Here is a 21,859-nt window from a genome sequence, read left to right as displayed (position 1 = left end):
TCCGTACGGGCGGTCGTTGCCAGGATTCGAAGTCTATCGACCCGCTCGGTTCAGCCGAACTCCGGCGCGCCGTGCACCGACACCCCGGAAGGACGTCCGGACGACGCGAGATCGCCGTCGATGATGACGAGTGCCACCAGGTCCTCGAGATCGCTCGATTCCAACTCGGCCACTGCGGCGGACTCCGCCGCGGTCACGAACGCATGGGTCAGCCATTCGGCGACAACGAGATCGGCGGAGTCGTCTACCGAGTCGGCCCGGTCGACCACCAGCACTGCGCCCACCGATGCGGCCACAACTCCGGCGAACCAGGCAGCGGGAGAGTTGTTCGCGGTCGGCACACCCAGTCGGGAGTCGTAATCGACGCCGTACGCACCGACGGCGCGTACGGCCGCTGCCGCGAGCGCTCCGTGACTCACCACAGCACCGGTCGTGAGGTCGACGACCAGAGCTGGGCTGTCCGCTGTGAGCACAGACGCCCGGTCGTTGTACGTGATCGGTCGCGCCGATCGGGCAGCCACGGCCCCGGCGGTGGCTGCGTCGTCGAGATCGACGACCGTCGACATTCGATCCCATTGCCCTTCGACGCCGGTTGCGACCACGATCGTCACGCCGACCCGATCGGCACTGTCGACGTCGTCCACTGGAGCGAGTGCGCCACCGGCCTTGGCCACGGCCCATCGAGCGACGACGGACTCCACTGGATCGTCGATCACGACTGCGACTGTCACGTCCGGTCCGACCCCGCGATCGATCAGTTCTCGAGCCAACCGCGACGAACGGCGGTCCAGTTCCGAATACGACGTTTCTTCTCCGTCCGAAGCCACCGCCGGTGCCTCGGGATCGGCATCGACCGTCGCGGCGAACAACTGCGGCAACGTTCGACCCGCGACCGTGCCGACCGCCTCGCCGACCGGTGTCGGCGAGGCGATCAACGCTGCCCGTTCGTCGTCACCGAGATCGTCGATAGCTCCGACTCTCGTTTCCGGTGACGCAGCGACGGCCGCCGCTATCCTGACGAAGCGGTCGGCCATCGCGGAGACGGTCGATTCGTCGAAAAGATCAGCGGCATAAGCGAACTCGACGGCAAGATCGACTGCCCCCTCGTCATCGCTCGAGGGCCGAGTCTGCACCGTCACCTGCAGGTCGAACTTGGCCGTCGGCTCGAAACCGGCGAGCGGTTCGACGGTCAGGGCCGGCAACTCGAACCGCGCGTCGCCCAATGGTTCGACGGACAGCACCGTCTGGAACAGCGGACTGACTCCTGGGTTTCGGTCCTGTCCGATGGCGTCGACCACGTGCTCGAACGGCACGTCCGCGTTGCCGAACGCCCGTAGGTCGCTTTCCCGAACGTTGCGCACGAATTCCTCGAACGTCGAGTTCGGGTCGACGCTGGTTCGCAGCGCCAGCGTGTTGACGAACATTCCGACGATGTCGTCGAGCTGCTCGTCGCCTCTACCGGCAATCGGTGTGCCGATGGCGAAGTCCCGCGCCCCGCTCGTTCTCGCCAACAACACCGCAAGGACGCTGTGCAGAACCATGAACAGTGTTGCGCTGTTCGCACGTGCGATGTCCGTGAACGCCTGGTAGGTCGGCTCGTCGAGATGCGCGTTCACGCTGCCACCCCGCAGCGAGGGCTCCACCGGTCTGCGCCGATCCCACGGCAGAGCGATCACCGGGGTGATGCCGGCGAGCTCGCTTCGCCAGAACTCGATCTGCCGATGCAGCGCCGAACCCGGATCGTTTTCCGAACCCAGCACCTGACGCTGCCACAGCGTGTAGTCGGCGTACTGGATCGCCAGCGGTGGCACAGACGGGACTGCACCTGCCGACGCAGCCAGATAGGCGGTCATGACGTCGCGCGCCAACGGGGCCATGGATGCGCCGTCGCCGCTGATGTGGTGCATCACGATGACGAAGACGTATTCGCTCGGCCCCTCGACGGCACCTCCCAGCCGGAACAATGCCCCGCGCACCGGAGGTGCGGCGGTGACGTCGAATCCGTCGTAGACGAGACGGCGTACTCGACCGGCGATGTCCGCCTCGTCCGAGGCGTCGATCGGGTCGAGATCGAGGATGGTGGCACCGACACCGAGGATCTCCTGGAACGCCGCGCCGTCGGCATCCTCGGGATACCTGGTGCGCAGGGTCTCGTGCCGCTCGATTGCCGAGGCAGCGGCGGATTGCAACGCCGCAACGTCCAACTCGCCGGTCAGTCGCAGGGCGAGGGGCATGTTGTAGGCGCCGGACTCCGGGTCGAGTCGATTGAGCACCCACATTCGCTGCTGTGCGAGCGAGAGCGGTATTCGTTCGTTGCCGGTCCTGCGACGCAGGGGTACCCGATGAACCTCACCCTGCAGGTCTGCGTTTGCGGCCAGGGATGCGACCGTCGAGTTCTCGAACAGATCGCGCACGCCGACCTGTTTGCCGAGCCCTGCGGTGAGACGGGCCGCTGCACGGGTGGCAGCGAGCGAGTTGCCACCGAGGGCGAAGAAATCGTCGTCGCGTCCCACTCGATCGACGCCGAGCACCTCGGCGAACACGTCGGCGATGGCAACCTCGGTCGCTGTGACCGGCGCACGGAACTCGCGCACCTCGAACACCGGCTCCGGCAACGCTTTCCGATCCAGCTTGCCACTGGCGTTGAGCGGGAACTCGTCGAGCACCATGATCTGCGCCGGCACCATATAGCCCGGGAGTCCGGTCCCGACGAACGAGGTCAGCTCGCGCACGTCCAACGACGCGCCGGACCGGGGAACGACGTAGCCGACGAGGATTTCTCCCGCGGTCGTCGACTTCACCAGCACCGTCGATCGGTCGACATCGGGATGCCCTGTCAACGCAGCCTCGATCTCGCCGAGCTCGATGCGCAGGCCCCGCAATTTCACCTGGAAGTCGGTGCGGCCGATGTATTCCAGCTCGCCGTCGACGCTCCATCGAACCAGGTCTCCGGTCCGGTACATGCGAGTACCCGGTGAACCGTACGGATCGGCCACGAAGCGGTCTGCGGTCAGATCCACTCGACCGAGGTATCCGCGGGCGAGCTGAACGCCCGCGAGGTAGAGCTCTCCCGCGACACCCACCGGCACCGGGCGCAGCCGCGCGTCGAGCACGGTCACCCGAGTGTTCGCAACGGGGACACCGATCGGCACACCGCCGACCTCGTCGTTGGTGACGCGGTGATAGGTCACGTCCACTGCGGCCTCGGTGGGCCCGTACAGATTGTGCAGTTCGGTGTTCGGCAGTGCCGTATCGACGGCCGAGGCAACCGACACCGGAAGGGCCTCGCCGGAAGCGAACAGCATACGCAGACTCGAACACTGCGACACTCCGTCCGCTGTCGCGAAGACGGCCAACATCGAGGGCACGAAGTGCGCGACGGTCACGGCCAGCTCGGTGACGGTCTCGACGAGGTAGGCCGGATCGCGATGCCCGTCCGGCTTCGCGATGGCCAGCTCGGCCCCGATCTGCAACGGCCAGAACAATTCCCACACGGACACGTCGAAGGTGACCGGGGTCTTCTGCAACACCACGTCAGCGGCGGTGAGACCGTACTCCTCTTGCATCCAGACGAGGCGGTTGACGATGGCATCGTGCGTCACCGCAACACCCTTGGGTTTACCGGTCGAGCCCGACGTGAAGATCACGTAGGCCACGTCCGCCGGCCGCAGCGGGGTACGACGCTCCGCGTCGCCGACCGGGTCGGTGGAGAATTCGCCGAGGTCGACGGTGTCGACCTCGATTCGCGGTGCTGCAGACGAAACCTGCTGCACCGCAGCCGAATCCGCGTGCGTGGTCAGGATCGCGACGGGATCGGCGGTGTCCAGGATGTAGTCGACGCGTTCGGCCGGTTGGTCCGGGTCGACCGGGACGTACGCCCCACCCGCGGTGAGCACCGCGTAGACACCGACGAGCAGGTCCACCGATCTGCGCATCGCGATGGCCACCATCGACTCGGGCCCGACGCCTTCGAGAATCAACAGTCGCGCCAGGGAGTTCACTCGGCCCGCGAACTCCGCGTAGGTGAGCCGCTCACCCTCGAAGGAGACCGCGACCAGATCCGGTGATGTCGCTACTCGATCGCCGAACATCGACACCAACGTTGCGGCGGAGTCGAACTCACGAGTGGTGTCGTTCCACTCGTGAAGGATCCGCATGCGCTCCGCAGGCTCGAGCAGGTCGATGTCGAGTACCCGGCGCGCAGGCTCGGCGGCGAAGGTGCCGAGAACCGCGACGATGCGCGACAGAATCGACTCGATCGACCGTACGTCGAACAGGTCGCTCACGTACTTCGCCGTCAGCGTCACTTCCTCGTTCGCCACCACAAGCAGGGTCAGCGGGTAATGCGTGTTGTCGTTCGACCCGACGCCCTCGACGGTCATGCCGTCGATCGATGCGGCCTGCTGGGCCAATTCCGCCTCGTCCACCGGGTACGACTCGAACACCGTCAGCGTGTCGAACAGGTTGCCCAGCCCCGCTTCTCGCTGGATGTCCACCAATCCCACATGGTGGTGATCGAGCAGATCGGCCTGCTCACCCTGAAGCCTGGTCAAGTACTGCTCCACGGTGTCGTGTGCGTCGAGACGCACTCGCACGGGGATGGTGTTGATGAACAACCCGATCATCGACTCGACACCGGGCAGATCCGCCGGTCTCCCCGAGACGGTGGCCCCGAAGACCACGTCGTCGCGACCGGTCATCTGCGCCAGCAACATTCCGTACGCCGCCTGCACCATCGTGTTGACGGTGACGCCCAGGCGCCCGCCGAGTGCATTCAACGCCGCGGTGGCTCGCGCGTCCATTCGGATCTCGGCCTCCGCCGAACGGGTGGAGATCTCTCGGCCCGGTGTAGGCGAGGCCAGCAGAGTCGACTGCTCGATGCCGTCGAGAGAGCGAGCCCATGCCTGCCGGGATTTCTCCGGGTCACGCTGGCCGAGCCACTGCAGGAACGACCTGTACGACCGCACGCGAGGCATGGATTCAGTGGAACCCTGCGTGGCGTACAGGTACAGCAGTTCCTTCATCACCAGCGGCAGTGACCAACCATCGAGCAACACATGGTGATTGGTCATCGCGAGTTTGTAGGTGGTCGGTGTGATCCGAACGAGCAGGAATCGCAGCAGAGGCGCGGTGGAGACGTCGAACTGACGTCGCTGGTCCGCGGCCAGTGCATCGGCGACGGCAGCGTCGCGTTCGGGCCCGTCGAGGTGGGACAGGTCGATCGTGCTCCAGGGCAGACGGACGTCCTGTTGGACGATCTGCACCGTCTCGCCGTCCGCGGTCGCGGTGAAGGACGTCCGTAGATTGTCGTACCGGTCCAGCAGCGTCTGAGCCGCGAGGTGCAGTCGATCGTCGTCCACGTCGCCCGCGAGGTCCAGCACCACCTGCATCGTGTAGACGTCGATCGACGCGTCCGCGAACAAGGCATGGAAGAGCAGTCCCTGTTGCAGCGGCGACAGCGACCAGACGTCCGTCAGGGCCGGGTATCTCGCCTCGAACGACGCGATGTCGGGCTGCGAGAGCCGCACCAGCGGAAGGTCCGACGGCGTCAGTCCACCCGCGCCAGGGGTCTCGGCGTGAGCTGCGAGCGCATTCAGCGCGTCCGACCACAGCTGGGCGAGCCGTTCCACGGTTGCCCTGGCCACTGCTCCGGCCGGGAATGCGAACGAGGCGCTCAGCACGCCGCCGTCGTCGGTGTCGAGCACGATGGCGTTGATGTCGACGGTCTTGTTCGCCGCCATGTCGGCATCTCCGGCAGCCGACAGTTCGTTGTCGGCCGCAGGCAGCCAACCGAGAGACTTCATCTCCTCCGGAACCTCGCCGGTGTTCACGCGACCGAGGTAGTTGAAGCTGATCTGGCCGGTGCCGAGTTCGGAGAGCTCGGCTGCCGTCTCGGGGTTGAGGTACCGCAACAGTCCCCAGCCCATTCCTCGCTCGGGCAGCGCGAGCATCTGTTCCTTGACGGCCTTGACCGCCTCGCTCAGCTGCGGCCCCCCTGCGAACGCGGCGTCGACGTCGATACCGGTCAGGTCGAGGCGCGCCGGGAACAAGCTGGTCAGCCATCCGACGGTGCGTCCCAGATCGGCTCCCGGCACCACCGCTTCCTCGCGGCCGTGTCCTTCGAGCTGCACCAGCGTCGCCGGCACCGAAAGTCCCTGCTCTGCGCGCAGTTTCGTCACTGCGAGCGCCAATCCGGCGAGCAACCCGTCGGCGACGCCACCACGGAAGATCTCCGGCACGGTCGTCGACAGGGTGCGGGTGACCTCGGGTGTCAGCTCGACATCGACCCGCTCGACGGTGTCGACGACGTCGAGCGCTACATCGAACGGACGGTCACCGAGCACGGGATCCTCGGTGTCGGCGATCCGACGCCACAGTGGCAATTCCGCCAAACGTAACTCGCTCGATGCGGCGTCGACCAACGCGTGGGTCCACCGCCGCATCGAGGTTCCCACCTCGGGCAGGTCCGGCACCGCTCCTGCGGACACCTGCGCCCAGGCGGAGACGAAGTCGGGCACGAGGATTCGCCAGGACACTCCGTCGATCACGAGGTGGTGGGCGATGACGGAGAGCGTTCCCGCTCGGGTGGGACCGTGATCGACCCGGACGAAGGCGAGCATGTGCCCGGACGCTGGGTCGAGTGTTCCGACGGCAGCGTCGAACGCCGTTGCGGCGGAGTCGGTGTCGGTCTCGGTCAGCAACGAACCTGCATCGACGCTGCCGGGTACGGCGACCTCGAGGCCCCAGCCGCGGTCGTCGTGGACCAGGGTCGAGCGCAACGCGTCGTGTCGATCGATCACGGCGTCGAGCGTCGCGCGAATTCCGGCTCGATCTATCCCGATCGGCAATTCGAGCGTGACGGCCTGATGGAAGCGCGACCAGCCACCGCCTCGCTCGATGAGTGCAACACCGAACGGCGGCAACGGCATCCAGCCGACTCCCCCGCCGTCGAGTTCCTCGAGCACGACGGCGTCGCTGCCCTCGCCGACGGTGACTGCGATCTCCGCCAGACCCGCGACGGTCTTGCGCTCGAACACATCTCGTGGTCCGAATAGAATTCCCCTGGCCTTCGCGCGGGAGACCAGCTGGATGGAGACGATGCTGTCGCCCCCGAGCGCGAAGAACGAATCGTCGACACCGACGGCGTCGAGCCCGAGTACGTCCGCGAATACCTCCGCGATGACGCGCTCGGTATCGGTACTGGCGGTGCGGAATTCGGCATCGCTGCCGAATTCGGGTTCGGGTAGCGCTCGCCGGTCGAGCTTGCCGTTCGGGCCGAGCGGCAGTGCGTCGAGAACCACGAGGCCTGCGGGAACCATGTATTCGGGAACCGATGCCGCCACGGCAGCAGTGACCGTGTCGGTGTCGATCGTCGCCCCGGCGGTCGGCACGACGTAGCCCACCAGAATTTCACCGGCCGAGGGTGTCTGCCGAACGAGCACCACGGCCTGATCCACGGAAGTGTGGCTGGTCAGGGCAGCTTCGATCTCGCCCAGTTCTATGCGCAGGCCGCGCAGCTTGACCTGGAAGTCGGTGCGGCCGAGGTAGTCGAGCTCACCGCCCGCGTTCCAGCGAACCAGGTCTCCGGTGCGGTACATCCGCGAGCCGACAGCGCCGTGCGGGTCGGCCACGAACCGGTCGGCGGTGAGGTCCGCGCGCCCCAGGTATCCGCGCGCGAGTTGGACCCCGGCGAGATACAGCTCCCCGGGAACCCCGACCGGAACCGGATTCAGACGGGCATCGAGCACGGTGACGCGGGTGTTCCACACCGGAGCACCGATGGGAACCGACGCGCTGTCCGCCGGAACCACGCGGTGGTAGGTGACGTCGACTGCGGCCTCGGTCGGGCCGTACAGGTTGTGCAGTTCGGTGTTCGGCAGTGCGGTGCGCAGAGCCGAGGCGACCGATGCGGGTAGTGCTTCACCGGAGGCGAACACGGCACGCAAACCGGTGCAGTCCGACACGCCCTCGGCGGTCGCGAACACCGCGAGCAGCGACGGGACGAAGTGGGCGACGGTGATGCCTCGATCGGCGATCGTGCTCACCAGATAGGTCGGGTCCCGATGGCCGTCGGGCTCGGCGACCACGAGCTCGGCACCGATCTGCAACGGCCAGAGAAGCTCCCACACCGATACGTCGAAGGTGACCGGTGTCTTCTGCAGCACCTTGTCGTTCTCGGTGAGTGTGTACTCCGCCTGCATCCACAGCAGTCGGTTGACGATTGCTTCGTGGCTCACCGCGACACCCTTGGGGCGGCCGGTCGAACCCGAGGTGAAGATGACGTAGGCGATGTCGGTCGGCCGCAGCGGCGCGATCCGATCCCGGTCCGTCACCGGTGCTGCGGACAGACCCGTGGTGTCGACGGTGTCGAGAAGGATCCGGGGGACGTCGGAGTCCAGGGCGCTGCTGTCGAGAGAGGTGCCGTCGCGCTCGGTGGTGAGCAGGACCACCGGAGCGGCGGTGTCGAGGATGTACCCGATTCGTTCGGCCGGTAGATCCGGATCGATCGGCACATAGGCCCCACCCGCGGTCAGAACCGCGTAGATGCCCACCAGCATGTCGACCGATCGCCGCATAGCAGTTGCCACAACGGTTTCCGGGCCGACACCCTCGGCGATGAGGACACGCGCAAGAGTGTTCACTCGGTCCGAGAATTCGCGGTAGGTCACCCGTTGGTCACCGAAGCTCGTTGCGATGTTTCTCGGGCTCGCCGCGACTCGTGACTCGAAGAGAGACACCAGGGTCGACGCAGCGTCCACCTCGTGCGCCGTGTCGTTCCACTCGTCCAGAACGCGGGTGCGTTCACCGTCCTCTAGAATGTCGACGTCACCGACGATCCGATCCGGATCCTCGACCAAGGCATCGAGAACGCGCACGAAACGCCGCGCGAGCGAGCTCATGGTGGACTCGTCGAACAGATCTGTGGCGTAGTCGAATTGGACGTCGATGCCGGCCGGCGCGCCGGATTCGTCGGTGTTCTCCCACAGGGTGACCTGCAGGTCGAACTTGGCGAACGCGCTGCCGAGATCGATTCCCTCGACGGACAGATCGGGCAGCGTCAGGGTCTGCCGTTCGAGGTTCTGGAAGGTCAGCATGACCTGGAAGATCGGGTGCCGAGCCTGGGACCGATCCGGTGCCAGCTCGTCGACCAGCCGCTCGAACGGCACATCGGCGTGACCGAACGCGCCGAGGTCGGTGTCCCGGACGAGCGCGAGTTGGTCCCGCAACGACGCCGCAGGGTTCACCCCGGTTCGCAGCGCGAGCGTGTTGACGAACATGCCGACGAGTTCGTCCAGATCGGCATCGCCGCGGCCGGCCACCGGGGTTCCGATCGTGACGTCGTCCGTCCCCGCCATAGCCGAGAGCAACACGGCCAGTGCGGTGTGCACCACCATGAAGTTGGTGGCGTTGGTGGATCGAGCGACGCGGGCGATGTTCGACTGCAGCGCCGCGTCGATCGAGAAGTTGTATGCCGCACCACGATAGGACGCCGCGGCCGGTCGCGGTCGGTCGGTCGCGAGGTCCAGTTGGGCAGGCGCGCCCGAGAGAGCAGACGTCCAGTACTCGAGCTGCTCCGCCAGTGCAGACTCGGGGTCGTCCGCGGAACCGAGGACCTCGCGCTGCCACAGCGTGTAGTCCGCGTATTGCACGGCGAGAGGGGCCCACTGCGGACTCTCCCCCACTGCTCGGGCGGTGTAGGCGAGCATGACGTCGCGAGTCAGCGGCCCCATGGAGAAACCGTCCGCGGCGATGTGGTGCGCCACGAATGCCAGCACGTGCTCGGACTCGCTCAACCGCAGGATTCGGATCCGAACCGGAACGCCACGGGTGACGTCGAATCCGGTGGAGACGAACTTTCCGAGAACCTGTTCGACGGAGTCGGCATCGACGTCGTCGACGGGCACCGTCACCCCGGCCTCGGCGGTACCGAGCACCACCTGGCTACCGCGTCCGTCGACCTCGGGGTAGACGGTGCGCAGTATCTCGTGCCGCGCGAGCACATCGTGGACCGCGCTCGTCAAGGCGTCGACATCGACGTTGCCGGACAACCGAATTGCGACAGGAATGTTGTTTACGGCCGAGGCCGGATCGAATTGGCTCAGGAACCACATGCGCTGTTGCGCCATCGACAGCGGCACCACGTCGGGACGCGGGCGTGCAGTGAGCGCACGTCGCGCTCCGGTGCCCACCTTGGTTTCGACGGCACGGGCGAGCGAGAAGACCGTCGGTGACTCGAAGATCGATCGCACCGGCACCTGGGTGTCGAGCGCCGCTCCCAGCCGGGAGACAACCTGGGTCGCGATCAGCGAGTTGCCGCCGAGCGCGAAGAAGTCGTCGTCCAGACCGACCCGCTCCACCGAGAGCAAGTCGGCGAACACGGCCGCCACTGCTTCTTCGACCGGAGTGGTGGGGGCACGGAACTCGGCAGTCTCGAAATGCGGATCCGGCAGCGCTTGTCGATCCAACTTTCCGTTGGCGTTGCGAGGCAAGGCATCGAGAACCACGAAAGCCGACGGAATCATGTACGACGGCAACCGTCCGGACAGAGCTGTGCGCAACCCGTCGGAGTCCACGGTGGCGTCGACAGCGGGCACGACATAGGCCACCAGGCGTGCACCGAGTCGGGTGTCGTCGAGAGCGAGCACCGCGACATCGCCGATCTCGTCCAGCGATCCCAGTGCGGCATCGATGTCGCCGAGTTCGATGCGGAATCCACGGATCTTCACCTGGAAGTCGGTACGGCCGACGTACTCGAGTTCGCCGTCCTTGCGCCAGGTGACCAGGTCGCCGGTGCGGTACAGCCGTCCGCCCGGAGTGAACGGGTCGGCTACGAATCGCTCCGCTGTCAGATCGGGCCGCGCCACGTAGCCGTCGGCCAGCTGTGCGCCCGCGAGATAGAGCTCACCTGCCACGCCGACCGGTACCGGTGCGAGGCGCGAGTCCAGGACGTAGACCCGGGTGTTCCACTCGGGCCCACCGATGGGCACAGAGGTGCCGTCGGTATCGACCACGCGATGCGCAGTGACCGATACGGCGGCTTCCGTCGGGCCGTACAAGTTGTCGAGTCGCGCGGTGGATCCGCGAAGTGCCCGGTGGGCGGTCGCCACCGGAAGCGCCTCACCGATCGCCAGAATTCTCTTCAGGCTCTTCGGAAGTGATCCCGCGGACGCCGCGACAAGGGCGTCGAGCACGGAGGGCACGGTGTGCAGCGTGGTGACCGATTCCCTGGCCATCAGGTCCACGAGATAGTCCGCGTCACCCTGTGCGCCGGCGTCGGCGATCACGACGGCGCCACCGGAGATGGTGGCCACCCAGAATTCCCAGACGGACAGGTCGAACGTGGCCGCGGTCTTGAGCAGCACCCGGTCCGTCCTGTCGATGCCGTAATGATCTCTCTGCCACAGCAATTGGTTGACGATGGCACCGTGGCTCACCGCGACGCCCTTGGGTCGACCGGTCGAACCGGACGTGAAGATGACGTACGCGGTGTTCGCCGCACGTAGCGGCGCGGTGCGCTCGGCGTCGGTGACGGGACCATCCGACATCCCCGCGTCCGAACCGACGAGCCTGTCGTCGGTGTCGATCGACACGACCAGCACCGCTCCTGCATCGACCTCGACATCGCTGGTGCTCAGCACCAGTTTCGGAGCGGCGACCTCGAGGATGTAGCTGTTCCGCTCGGCCGGCTGATCGGGATCGACCGGCACGTAAGCACCGCCGGCCTTGGTGACCGCGTACATCGCCACCAGCAACTCGACGGACCTGCGGATCGCCAGGGCCACGTTCACCTGCGGACCGACACCGGAGGCGATCAGAACACGCGCCAGCCGGTTGATCCGTGCGTCGAAGTCACGGTAGGTCAACGTCTCTCGTGCGTCGATCAGTGCGATCGCATCCGGGTCCGCCTGCACCCGACGGTCGAACAGTGTCGCCAGGGTCAGCTCGGAATCGACCGGATGAGCGGTGTCGTTCCAGTCGCGCAGGATGGTGCCGCGCTCTGTCACAGTGAGGACATCGAGGTCCCCGACGACGAAGGACGGGTCGTTCGCGACGGTGCGCAAGACCTCGACGAACCGCTCGACGAAACTGTCGATGGTCGAACGATCGAACAGGTCTGTGGCGTAACTGAATTCGGCTTCCAGCTCGGCCGGTGAACCATCCGGGCCGTACTGGTCCGATACCGACAGCTGCAGATCGGTCTTGGCCGTCGTGGCCTCGGCGTTCACCGCACCGACCGTCAATCCCGGAAGCTCGAACGTCGAGTCGGCGAGATTCTGGAAGCTCAGGCCGATCTGGAACAACGGGTTGCGGGCGGTCGAACGCACCGGATTGAGCACCTCGACGAGGCGCTCGAACGGCACGTCCGCATGCGCGAATGCCGACAGGTCGCGTTCACGCGATTGCGCGAGCAGTTCCCCGAACGTCATCGACGGCTCGACCGTCGACCGGAACACCAGCGTGTTGACGAACATGCCGATCATGGGATCGAGAGCGCGTTCGCCGCGTCCGGCGATGGGGGTACCGATGGCGATGTCCTCGGAACCGGAGAGCTTGGCGAGAAACACCGCGAACGCCGAGTGCACGACCATGAACAACGTGGCGTGTTGTGCGCGTGCGAGCTCGGCGAGACCCTCGTGCACTCCTGCGTCGACGGTGAAGCGCACCGTGTCGCCCCGAAAGCTCTGGCTCGGTGGCCGGGGGCGATCGGTGGGCAGCGCCAGCTGGTCCGGCAGTTCGGACAGGGCATGCTTCCAGTACGAGACTTGCTGTGCGGCAACCGAATCGGGATCGGACTCGGAGCCGAGCACGTCCCGCTGCCACAGCGCGAAGTCGACGTACTGGACGGGAAGCGGCTCCCAATCCGGTGCGCTACCGGCCGACCGCGCTGTATAGGCGGTCATGATGTCCACTGCCAACGGGCCCATCGAGGCCCCGTCCGCCGAAACGTGGTGTACGACGAAAGCCAGGACGTACTCGGCCTCGCCCACGCGGAACAGTCGGGCATCGACGGGCACCTCGCTGGTGACGTCGAAGCCGCGTCGGAAGAAATCTCCGACGACCGCGAGAACATCGGCCTGCTCCACCCCACCGGAGAGGTCGCGGACGGCCAGGTCCAGGGTGACCTCGGAGGCCGGGAGTACGTGCTGGTACGGACCGACAGGAGAGTCGGGGTAACGCGTCCGCAGTGATTCGTGCCGTTCGAGCACATCGAGAACCGCAGACTGCAACGCACCGACGTCGAGATCTCCCGACAATCGCACCGCGAACGGAATGTTGTCGACCGACGACGTGGTGTCGAATTGATTCAGGAACCAGTAGCGCTGCTGAGCCGAAGACAGAGGCGGGCGTTCGGGGCGCGGCCTCGGCACCAGGGCTGCCCTGGCACCGGATCCGACGGCCGATTCCACGTGTGCTGCCAGCGACGCCACGGTCGGGCTCTCGAACAGGGCCCGTACCGGCACCACGGTGTCCAGAGCCGCCCCGAGTCGCGACACCACCTGCGTTGCGATCAGCGAGTTGCCGCCGAGTGCGAAGAAGTCGTCGTCGACTCCCACCCGGTCCATCCCGAGCACGCCGGCGAACACGCCCGCGACGGTCTCCTCGACCGCCGTGGTCGGGGCTCTGAATTCGCGAGCCTCGAACACCGGGGCAGGCAGGGCGGCCCGGTCGAGCTTGCCTACCGGGGTCAGCGGAATCGCATCGAGAACGACGATGGACGCCGGAATCATGTAGCCCGGCAGAGACTTTCCGATGAACGCGGCGAGTTCCTCGACATCGATCACGCTGCCACGCATAGGCAGCACGTACGACACCAGGGTCGTCACGCCCGAGGGCAGCAGATGCCCTACCGTCACTGCGAAGTCGACGCCGGGGTCTGCGGCGAGCGCCGAGTCGATCTCGCCGAGCTCGATTCGGAAACCGCGCACCTTCACCTGGAAATCGGTGCGTCCGACGAACTGCAGCTGCAAATCGTCCGTCCACCGCACCACGTCACCGGTGCGGTACATCCGGCCGCCGTCGACGCCGTACGGATTGGCCACGAAGCGTTCCGAGGACAGACCGGGCCTGCCGAGGTAACCGCGGGCCAGCGCGCCGCCCGAGAGATAGAGATCACCCGGCACTCCGGTCGGCACCGGTTCGAGCCGGGAATCGAGGATCAGTGCGGACATTCCGTGGATGGGTCGACCGATGGTGATCGGCTCACCCGGAAGCAGCTCGGCGAAGCTCGAGATGATGGTCGTCTCGGTCGGTCCGTATCCGTTGAAGTACTTCCGGCCCGGTGCCCATCGGGCGAGCAGTTCGGGAGTGGTCACATCGCCGCCGACCGAGAGCACCTCGAGCGAATCGATGCCATGCGGGTCCATCGTTCCCAGTACTGCCGGGGTGATGATGGCGTGAGTGACCTTCTCCGCCTTCAGCAGCTCGGACAGCTCGGTGCCGCCGAGAATCGACGACGGCACGATCACCAGAGTTGCACCGACCGAGAACGCCGCCATCCACTCCAGAACCGACGGATCGAAGTTCGGCGAGCAGACGTGCAGGAAACGTGAAGGCGGCGACAGGTGGTACAGGTCCGTCGCAGCATCGAGAACGCCACCGAGACCGGCATGCGTGACGACGACGCCCTTCGGCTTTCCCGTGGAGCCGGACGTGTAGATGACGTACGCGGGGTTCTGGAACGTCGAGGGCCGCAGCCTGTCGGCGTCTTCGACGGGCTCCGTCGACCGCGACCGCACGTCTTCGACCATCGCGTCGTCGTCGAGGCTCGACCACGGCAGACTCGGGTGTCCGGCGACAAGCGCATCCGAGTGTGCGCGAGTGGTCAGACCCAGCACGGCACCGGAGTCCGCGATCATGTGTCCGATTCGGTCCTGCGGATACGTGGGATCGACGGGAAGGTACGCCGCACCCGACTTCGCCACGGCCCACACCGCCAAAACCATGAGGTAGGAGCGTTGGAATCCCAGTGCCACAACTGATTCGGGTCCGACACCACGGTCGATGAGCACACGCGCGAGCTGTGAGGAGGTCGCGTCGAGCTCGGCGTAGGAAATCGACCGACCCTCGTACCTGATCGCGACGGCCGACGGGTCGAGGGCCGCTCCGGCCGTGAGGATCTCGGCCAGGGTGCCGCCGGCCAACACGTCGTCACCGTGCACGTGCGTGAGGCGGTCGTATTCCTCGTCGTAGAGAATGGTCAGGTCGCCGACCGGAACGTCCGGTGTGGCGACGACCGCGTCGAGCAACCATTGGAATCGTTGCGAGAACACTTCGATCATGTTCTCGTCGAACAGGTCTCGCGCGTAGACGAAGCTGGCCGCAAGACCGGCACCGTCGGGCTTCTCGTGCAGGGTCAGCGACAGGTCGAACTTGGCGGTATCGACCTCGACGTCCACGGCGGAGACCGTGAGCCCCGGTAGCTCGAAGTGACTCGGTGGGAGGTTCTCGAAGGCGATCGCTACCTGGAACAGCGGGTGGCGCGCCGTCGACCGCTCTGGCTCGAGCAGATCGACCAACCGCTCGAACGGAATGTCCGCGTGCGCGAACGCCTCGAGGTCGACGTCGCGAACCTGGGCCAGAAGCTCGGTGAAGCCGCGGCTCCGGTCGACTTTCGTGCGGAGCACGAGCGTATTGACGAACATGCCGATGACATCGTCGAGCACTGCCTCGCCGCGTCCGGCCACGGCAGTACCAACGGCGACGTCGTCGGATGTCGACATCCGCGCCAAGAACAGTGCGAGGGCGCTGTGCACGACCATGAACAACGTCGTTCCGGTCGACTTGGCAAGCTCGGTGAGCGACGCATGCAGATCGGCATCGATATCGAACTGGAATCGCCCGCCCGCGTAGGACTGCACGGCCGGACGCGGCCGGTCGTACGGCAACGTCAGCTCACTCGGCAGATCCGCCAACGCAGTTCGCCAGTAGTCGGCCTGCGTAGCCATGAGGCTGCCCGGTTCGGTGTCGTCGCCCAGAACTGCGCGCTGCCACACTGCGAAGTCGGCGTACTGCACCTCGAGCGGGGTCCACGCTGGAGAATCTCCCGAGACTCTGGCCACGTAGGCAGTCATGATGTCACGGGTCAGCGGCCCCATGGACCAACCGTCGGCACTGATGTGGTGCACCACGAAAACGAGCACGTACTCGTCGTCGGCGATTCGAAACAGCTTGGCGCGCAACGGAGCCGACTCGGTCACGTCGAAGCCCTCGGACGCGAACGCGATCAGGTCGCCGAGCACGTCTTCGGCCGTGGAGGCGGTCGGGGTCAGGTCCGGCGCGACCGCTGCTGCGGGCAGAACCACCTGATGTCCGGTGCCGTCCACGCTCGGATACACGGTGCGCAAGGCTTCGTGACGATCGAGCACATCGGTGACAGCGGACTGCAGCGCCGTGACATGCAGTGACCCGGACAGCCGTATGGCCACCGGAATGTTGTTGACGGCGGACTCGGGCTCGAATCGGTTCAGGAACCACATCCGCTGCTGCGCGAGGGACAGCGGAATCTGCTCGGGTCGCTCCTGCGGCTCCAGGGGTGCCGACGTACGGCTTCCGACATGGCTTTCCAGTGCTGCCGCGAGGGCCGCCACGGTACTGGCCTCGAACATCACCCGGACCGGCACGCTCGTTCGCAGTTCGACACCCAAACGCGAGGCGACCCGAGTTGCGACGAGTGAGTTTCCGCCGAGCGCAAAGAAGTCGTCGTCGACGCCGATGCGGTCGATACCGAGAACGGCACCGAACACGTTCGCGACGATCTCCTCCAACGGATTTGTCGGAGCCCGGTACTCGGTTGCCTCGAACTGCGGATCGGGCAACGCCTTTCGATCGAGCTTGCCACTCGCGCCGAGGGGGAATTCGGCCAGTTCGACGAGTGCGGCCGGAACCATGTACTCCGCCAGACGTTCACGCAGCGCCCCGAGGACCTGCTTGTCGTCGAGCGATCCGTCAGCGGACACGACGTAGGCCACCAGTTGATCTCGGCGGACCACCACGACTGCTTGCGCGATACCGGGCAGTTCCAGCAATGCCGATTCGATCTCGCCCAGCTCGATGCGCAGACCGCGCAGCTTCACCTGGAAGTCCGAACGACCCACGTATTCCAGTTCGCCATCGGGAAGCCACCGCACGACGTCACCGGTGCGGTACATCCGAGAACCGTCGGACGCGAGCGGATCTGCAACGAAGCGGTCCGCGGTCAGGTCGGGGCGACTCACGTAACCTCGGGCCAGCTGGACACCCGCGAGATAGAGCTCGCCGGACACCCCTGCCGGTACCGGTACGAGGTGCGAGTCGAGAACGTAGACGGCCGTGTTCCACACCGAGGACCCGATGGGCACGGTCTCGGTATCGGCATCGGTGACCGCGTGATAGGTCACATCGACCGCAGCCTCCGTCGGGCCGTACAGGTTGTGAATCGACACTTGCGGCAGCGCGCGACGCAATGCGTGCGCCGTCGCAGGAGGTAGCGCCTCGCCCGAGGCGAAGACCAGGCGAAGGGACTCTGCAGCATTCGGCTCGCGCCGAGCCTCGGGCACGAATACCGACATCATCGACGGTACGAAGTGCACCACCGAAACACGTTCGTGCGCAATCACATCGAGCAGATAGACAGGATCCCGATGACCATCAGGAACAGCGACCACCACCGACGCACCATTCTGCAACGCCCAGAAGAACTCCCACACCGACACATCGAACGTCGACGGCGTCTTCTGCAACACCACATCCTCGGCACGCAACCCGTACTCGGCCTGCATCCACAACAAACGATTGACGATCGCCTCGTGCGAAACCCCCACACCCTTCGGCCGACCCGTCGAACCCGACGTGAAAATCACATACGCGATATTCGAAGAACGCAGCGGCGCAACACGATCGGCATCGGTCAACGGCATCGACGACAAGCCCGACACATCGAGCACATCGATATCAATCGTCTCGACACCGGCGAACTCCACATGATCACGCGAGACCGACAACACCCGAACCGGCGCCGCCGTAGCCACGATGTACTCGTTACGATCAGCCGGCTGCGCCGGATCGATCGGAACGTACCCGGCTCCGGCCTTCACGATCGCATACATACCCACGAACAAATCCAGGCTTCGCCCGATCGCAAGCCCCACCAGCGAATCAGGCCCCACCCCGACCGACACCAAATGCCGCGCAAGACGATTGGCACGCGCCGCGAACTCCGCATACGACAACCGCTCACCCTCGAACACCAACGCCTGCGCATCAGGGGTCTCGACCACCCGACGATCGAACAGATCGACCAGTGTTGCAGCCGAATCGATCCGGGACGCTGCCCCGGCACCGAGCGAGAGCATCGACGTACGTTCGGCCACGTCGAGCAGGTGGATGTCTCCGATCGCCGACGTGGGCGAGTCGGTGACCGCGGTCAGGATCCGCGCGAACCGGCGACCGAATTCGGCCATGGTGGATTCGTCGAAGAGGTCGGCCGCATAGGTCAGAGCTACGGTCAACCCGGACGGGTCACCCTCTGCTGCAACCGAATTCCACAAGGTCACCTGCAGGTCGAACTTGGCGAGATCGGCCTCGTAGTCCAGAGCGGCAACCCGAAGGCCGGGGATCTCCACGGAGGTCTGGTCGAGGTTCTGGAACGTGAGCATGACCTGGAACAGCGGATGCCGGGCCTGCGACCGGGCCGGAGCCAACGCGTCGACCAGTTTTTCGAAGGGCACGTCGGCGTGCGAGAACGCGGCGAGGTCGACTCCCCTGACCTCGCGGAGGAAGTCCTCGAACGTCGCGCCTGGTTCGACGACGGTACGCAAGACCAAGGTGTTGACGAACATGCCGATGACGTTGTCGAGGACGGCATCGCCACGTCCGGCAACGGGTGTGCCGATCGAGATGTCCTCGCTCGCCGACAATTTGGCGAGCAGAATCGCCAGAGCGGCATGCACGACCATGAAGGTGGTAGCGCCGTGCGCGCGGCCGAGCTTCTCGAGCGCGAGAACCAGATCGGCATCTATCTCGAACTTGTAGGTGCCGCCTCGGGTCGTGGCCACTGCCGGGCGGGGCCGGTCGGTGGGCAGTTCGAGTTGATCGGGCGCTCCACCGAGTCGGCCGCGCCAGTAGTCCTGCTGAGCCGACAACACGGATTCCGGGTCGTCCTCGCTGCCGAGAACCGTTCGCTGCCAGAGGGTGAAGTCCGCATACTGCACCTCGAGCGGTGTCCATTGCGGGGCTTGCCCGTTGGTGCGGGCGACGTAGGCCGTCACCACGTCCCGGGTGAGCGGTCCCATGGAGAATCCGTCGGCGGCGATGTGATGGACCACGAACGCGAGGACATGCTCGGTGTCCGAGAGTGAGAGCAGCACTGCACGGAAGGGCAACTGGACCGACAGGTCGAACGGGCGGAGAGCGAACGCGAGCAGAGTGGCGGGAAGGTCTTCTGCCACCGCTGCCGAGATCTCCAGGTCGACTGTTGCCGAATCCGATTGGAGCACGTGCTGGTAACCGACACCGTCTCGGTCCGGGAACACGGTCCGCAGCGATTCGTGCCGATCGAGAACGTCGGCGAGCGCGGCCCGCAGCGCGGTGAGGTCCAAAGCCCCGGACAGGGTCAGGGCCACCGGAATGTTGTTCACCGCGGACTCGGGCTCGAAGCGGTTGAGGAACCACATGCGTTGCTGAGCCAACGACAGCGGCACATCGTCGTGATCCGGCTGCGCCGTCAATGGAATTCGGTGGCCGGTCGAGTCCGACGCGTCCACTGCCGCCGCGAGTTCGGCGACGGTCGGAGCGTCGAAGAACGCACGCACATCGACGGAAGAACCGCGTTCGGCATTGACCCGAGCGATGACCCTGGTTGCGTTGAGAGAGTTACCACCGAGGGTGAAGAAGTCGTCGTCGACGCCGATGCGGTCGAGGCCGAGTACGGTCTCGAAGATCGCGACCAACGCCACCTCGGTGTCGGTGCTCGGTGCGCGGTACTCCTGCACCAGTGACGCGAAATCGGGGGCAGGCAACGCCTTTCGGTCGAGCTTGCCACTGGCACCCAGCGGAAACTCGTCCAGGACGACGAACACCGACGGCACCATGTACTCCGGCATGCGCCGGCGCACCGCATCCGCGAGCACGTCGTGATCGACATCGGATTCGGCGCTGACCACATAGCCGACGAGCTGCTCGCCCATGTGTGCCTGCGAGTGGTCGGAACGAACGAGCACAGCCGCCTGCGTCACCTCGGGCTCAGCGAGGAGAGCTTGTTCGATTTCACCGAGTTCGATACGTAGGCCACGGAGTTTGACCTGAAAGTCGGTGCGGCCGATGTACTCGATCAGGCCGTCGGAGCGTCGGCGCACCAAGTCGCCGGTGCGGTACATGCGGTCTCCCGGCTCACCGAACGGGTCGGCAACGAACCGATCGGCCGTCAGGTCGGTACGTCCGAGGTAACCGCGTGCGAGTTGTACGCCCGCCAGATAGAGCTCACCTTCGACTCCACGGGGCGATCGCCGCAGCCCCTCGTCGAGCACGTACAGATCGGTGTCGTCGACGGCAGCACCGATGGGGACGGAGGCGTCCTCCACCTGCTGGGTTCGGTAGTACGTGACGTCGACGGCAGCCTCGGTGGGACCGTAGAGGTTGTGCAGTTCCGCGTTCGAGATCGCGTGGAACGCGTTGACGGTGCGCGCCGGGAGTGCCTCGCCAGAAGCGAATACCATCCGAAGCGAATCAGCCTGTGCAGCAGTGGGTTCGGCTACGTACACCGAGAGCATGGACGGCACGAAGTGGGTCACGGTCACGCTGCGCTCGCCCATGATGTGGGCGAGGTAGGCCGGGTCGCGGTGGCCCTCGGGCTCGGCGATGACGAGCGTGGCACCGATCTGCAACGGCCAGAAGAACTCCCACACCGACACGTCGAACGTGAACGGAGTCTTCTGCAGCACCACATCGGCAGCGCTCATCGCGTATTCCCGCTGACGCCAGGAGATGTTGGCGACGATGGCGCGGTGGCTCACCGCCACGCCCTTCGGACGCCCCGTCGAACCGGAGGTGAAGATGACGTACGCGAGGTCGTCCTCGCCCAGGGTGGCACGTCGATCCGCATCGGTGACCCGACCAGCGGGCACATCGGTCAGGTCGACGTCGTCGACGAGAACGGTCTCGGTGTCCTCGGGCAACTGCGGGAGGTCGTTCGTGGTCGTCAGGACCAAGACGGGGTTCGCGGTGTCGAGAACGTATCCGAGGCGCTCGACCGGATGATCCGGGTCGAGGGGAACGTACGCTCCGCCTGCAGCGGAGATGGCGTACATGCCCACGAGCAGATCGAACGACCGACGGATCGACAGGCCCACCGTTGAATCCGGGCCCACGCCGCGTGCGATCAGCACCCGTGCAAGTCGCTCGACCGAAGCAGCGAACTCGGCGTAGGTTCGGATCTCGTCGCCGAAGACGAGGGCAGGTGCGTCAGGAGTGAGCTCGGCCTGATCGGCGAACAGGGCGTACAGCGTCGACGCCTCGGGCTCTGCCGCGCTCGCTGTCGATTCGTCGTCGCCGAGAACCGACACGGCATCGGTGACGACGGTCGCCACGACCGCGTCCAGACCACCCTCGGTCGCCTCGATCAGGCCCGGAACGGTGTTGGACAACACGACCGGGACCAGCGCGTCGGGGCCGAGGACGCCCCCCATCGCCGCGTCGAGGGTGGTGATCTCCTCGTCCAGGCGGGCGTAGGTCAGTTCCGTACCGAGGTGCGTGAGTGCAATGCGATCTGGTTCGACCGCTGCGACGCTCCGAACCAAGCGCGGAAGGTCCTCGACCGTCAGAGCTGCATCGCTTCGACGTCCTACCGCCATCTAACTTTTCCTCCTGATCGATCCACGTGCAC

1 protein-coding gene is annotated in these 21,859 nt (G+C 65.8%); it reads right to left on the bottom strand.

Going from position 1 to position 21,859, the window contains the following annotated elements; all coding sequences use genetic code 11:
- Positions 1-50 precede the first annotated feature (50 nt).
- Positions 51-21,827, bottom strand: coding sequence for a non-ribosomal peptide synthase/polyketide synthase (locus ACNEOT_RS10960; protein ID WP_415974020.1), 21,777 nt, complete (start codon positions 21,825-21,827; stop codon positions 51-53).
- Between the last annotated feature and the right edge of the window lie 32 nt (positions 21,828-21,859).

The sequence above is a fragment of the Rhodococcus sp. 077-4 genome (genome assembly GCF_047782425.1).
Lineage (GTDB): Bacteria > Actinomycetota > Actinomycetes > Mycobacteriales > Mycobacteriaceae > Rhodococcoides.
The sequence above is the reverse complement of the archived record's forward strand: the minus strand, read 5'-3'. Positions and strand labels throughout refer to the sequence as shown.